This is a genomic window from Streptomyces sp. SID486 (genome assembly GCF_009865385.1).
GTDB lineage: Bacteria > Actinomycetota > Actinomycetes > Streptomycetales > Streptomycetaceae > Streptomyces.
The window spans coordinates 1-3,464 of record NZ_WWJT01000418.1; the positions used below are offsets into that span (position 1 = coordinate 1).

The window sequence follows — 3,464 nt, forward strand, 5'->3', positions numbered from 1 at the left end:
ACCGCCGGGGCCGTGGCGAAACCGGGGCCGGCCGCCAGGGTCACCCACGCGACGACCGACGCCACGACCACGGCCGGCCGGGCGGGCCGGACCCCGCGCCACTGTGCAGCCATGCCCGCTCCCTTCTCCGCTCACCACGCGGCGCTCGCCACCGGGTACGCGCGACGCCCCGGCCGCGCCGGTACTGACACCCAGTCACATCGACAGGACATGCGCCAGTGCGGTTGCCGCTTCCGGGTCTCCGAGACCCCCGCACGGGCCAACCCGAGGCAAGGAAGAGACCGTGGCACCGCTGGACGTACGGGCCCCCGCCGCCGCTGCGGACCGGCCGGGCCCCCTTCCCCCACGGCACCGTGACCGCGGCCGGCCGGCGGCCTGCTCCGGCGCCCGCCCCCATGACCGGTCCGACGACGAGAGAGCGAGCAGCTGCTGATGTACGACCTGCTGGTGGTGGGCGCCGGCCCGTACGGCCTGTCCGTCGCGTCGCACGCCGCGGCGGCGGGCCTGGACGTCCGCGTCTTCGGACGGCCCATGGCGTCCTGGCGCGAACACATGCCCCGCGGCATGTACCTGAGGTCGGAGCCGTGGGCGTCCAACCTGTCCGACCCGGAGGGCCGCTGGCGGCTCGACGTCTTCTGCGCCTTCCGCGGCCGGCCGGCCCGGCACGCCGATCCGGTCCCGCTGGAGGTGTTCGCCGAGTACGGCCTGTGGTTCGCCCGCAACGCCGTGCCCGGTGCCGACGAACGGACGGTGGCCCGGGTGGCGCCGTGCGCGGGCGGTCTCGACGCCGTCACCGAGGACGGCGAGACGTTCCGTGCCCGGACGGTCGCACTGGCCGTGGGCGTGCAGCCGTTCGCCCACGTCCCGGCCGCCCTGCGCGCTCTGCCGCCGGACCTGGTGTCGCACAGCAGTCACCACACCCGACTCGACCGGTTCCGCGGCCGGGACGTCACCGTGATCGGCGGCGGCCAGGCGGCCCTGGAGACGGCCGCGCTCCTCACCGAACAGGGCGCGCGGGTGCGGGTGCTGGTCCGCGCGGACCGGCTGCGCTGGGACGACATGCCACCGCCCTGGGAGCGCCCCTGGTGGCGCTCGGCCCGCTCGCCGCACAGCGGGCTCGGTGCCGGCTGGCACAACTGGTTCCACGCCGAGCGGCCCGGCCTGTACCGGCGGCTGCCGGAGCGCACCCGGACCCGGGGCGCGGCCGGCGCGCTCGGCCCGGCCGGCTCCTGGTGGGTGCGCGAGCGGGTGGAGGGACGGGTGGAGGTGCTGCTGGGCCGGGAGGTGGTGGCGGCCCGTGCGGCGCCGGGCGGACTGCGTCTGGAGGTCGCGTCCCGGCGGGGTGGCTCCACCGTGCTGGAGACCTCGCACGTCATCGCGGCGACCGGCTACCGGCCCGCCCTCGACCGGCTGCGGCCGGTCTCACCCGGCCTGCGTGCGCTGCTGGCGACGGGCGCCGACGGGACGCCGGAGGTGGGGGTGGAGTTCGAGTCGTCGTACCCCGGCCTGTTCCTGGCCGGTGCGATCACGGCCTCGGGGTTCGGTCCGGCGATGCGGTCCGTGCACGGCGCCACCTTCACGGCGGGCACGCTCGTGCGCGGGGTGCGGCGGCGGCTGCGCACGGGGCCGGCCGGCTGGCGGATCCCGGCAGGACGGCGTGGCGAGGTGCCGGAGGCGGTCCGGCGCTGAAGGATGCTCCACGGCGCGGGAGCACGTCGTGCGGCGCGGGGTGCCGGCGCTCGTGTCCGGCACCCGGCGCGCTACCGACGGGACGCGGCCCGGCCTCGTCGGTACAGGATCGTCCCGGCCGCGATCAGCGCGGCACTGGCGGCGGAGGTCGCGATCATGGCCTTGGCCTCGCCACCGGTGTGCGGCAGCTCCGGCGGGCCGGGGTGGTGTTCGCCGCCACCGGGCGGCGGCGTGCTGTGCTCACCACCGGGGGGCGTGCTGGGCCCGCCGCCCGGAGGAGTGCTGTGGCCACCACCCGGCGGGGTGGTCTCTCCGCCCCCGTAGGGAGGCGGCGGAGTCGTCTCGTTGCCGCCGTAGGGGGGCGGCGGAGTCGTCTCGTTGCCGCCGTACGGAGGCGGTGGGGTGGTTTCCTCGCCACCGTACGCGGGCGGCGTGGTCTTGCTGCCACCGTACGGAGGCGGCGGGGTCGTCTCGTCGTCCCCGTACGCAGGAGGCGTGGTCTTGCTGCCTCCGTAGGGAGGCGGCGGAGTCGTCTCCTCGTCCCCGTACGCAGGCGGCGTGGCCTTGCTGCCACCGTACGGAGGCGGCGGAGTCGTCTCCTCGTCCCCGTACGCAGGCGGCGTCGTCTCGCTGCCGCCGTAGGGAGGCGGCGGGGTCGTCTCGTCGTCCCCGTACGCGGGAGGCGTGGTCTCGCCGCCTCCGTAGGGAGGTGCGGAGTGGCCGGCGCCGGAGCCCGGGCCCTCGCCGTAGCCGCCGGAGTCCTCGGAGCCGCCGGTGCCGGAGCCGCCGTACCCGTCATCGTGCGGGCTGCCCCCGTGCCCCTGCGAGGCGTGGGCGGCAGCCGCGGCGCAGGAGTTGCCGAACGCCGGGTTCAGCGCGGCGGCCACGTCGACGGAGTTGCCGCAGACGTTGACCGGCACGTTCACCGGGGCCTGGACGTTGTTGCCGGACAGCACCCCGGGCGAGCCCTGGGTGGAGCCGTGCGCATGGGTGTCGGCGAGTGCGGAGCCGCCGTACCAGGACAGCACGCCGGTCGCGGCAGCGGCCACGGCGATACCCTTGCTGAGAGTCTGTCGCAATCTCGTGGTCTTCCTGCTCGAAGAAGTGGGAAGGCCGGCCCCGGGACGAAGGATCGACGGATCGACGGTCCGGGGCCGGCCTGTACGCAGCCGGTGGGCTGGTGCGTTGTGTGACGAAGGTCAGTCGTTGACGCAGGCGTTCCCGAACGCCGGGTTCAGCAGGGCGATGACGTCCACCGTGTTGCCGCACACGTTGATCGGCACGTGCACCGGGATCTGGACGACGTTGCCCGACAGGACACCGGGGGAGTTGAGGGCGGCGCCCTCGGCCCCCGCGTCGGCGAACGCGGGGGTCACCCCGCCCAGGGCCAGGATGGCGCCGGCGACGACAGCAGCGCTCTTCTTCATGAACTTTCCCTTCTTCGCGGTCATGCCCAGTGACGGCCGAGGCCGAGCGAGCACAGCCGGAACGGCTCGCACCATGACCGGCAGGCTGTAGAACGAGGGATAGACAGCGAGGGAAACTATGGAACGCGCGCCGCCCCCTAATTCACTCGAACGCCTCCACAGAATTGACACCTTGGCGGATAGGCGGAGAAACGCTTCTTCTAAAGGACCACGAATACCGCCCGGGCGGGCACGGGAAAATCCGCGCGCCACCCGGGCGGTGTCCGAACCCGTCTGGATCAGTTGTTGGCGACGCCGTTGCCCGCGAGCACGGAGATGTCGTCCAGGATGTGCGACAGCGGCTCGTCG

At 74.6% G+C, this 3,464-nt stretch carries 3 protein-coding genes; 1 reads left to right on the plus strand and 2 read right to left on the minus strand.

The window, feature by feature from the left end; all coding sequences use genetic code 11:
* The first annotated feature begins 432 nt into the window (after positions 1–432).
* A complete protein-coding gene (locus GT045_RS19945; RefSeq protein ID WP_161289564.1) occupies positions 433–1,689 on the plus strand; it encodes an NAD(P)-binding domain-containing protein in 1,257 nt (418 codons plus the stop codon).
* A 71-nt stretch (positions 1,690–1,760) separates the two neighbouring features.
* On the opposite strand, the gene GT045_RS19950 is transcribed toward GT045_RS19945, so the two are convergent.
* Together GT045_RS19950 and GT045_RS19955 are read right to left on the minus strand one after the other, a co-directional pair.
* On the minus strand, positions 1,761–2,768 hold the full coding sequence (locus tag GT045_RS19950) for a chaplin family protein (protein ID WP_161334973.1): 1,008 nt from the start codon (positions 2,766–2,768) through the stop codon (positions 1,761–1,763).
* 120 nt (positions 2,769–2,888) lie between these two features.
* A complete protein-coding gene (locus GT045_RS19955; RefSeq protein ID WP_161289571.1) occupies positions 2,889–3,116 on the minus strand; it encodes a chaplin in 228 nt (75 codons plus the stop codon).
* Positions 3,117–3,464 lie beyond the last annotated feature (348 nt).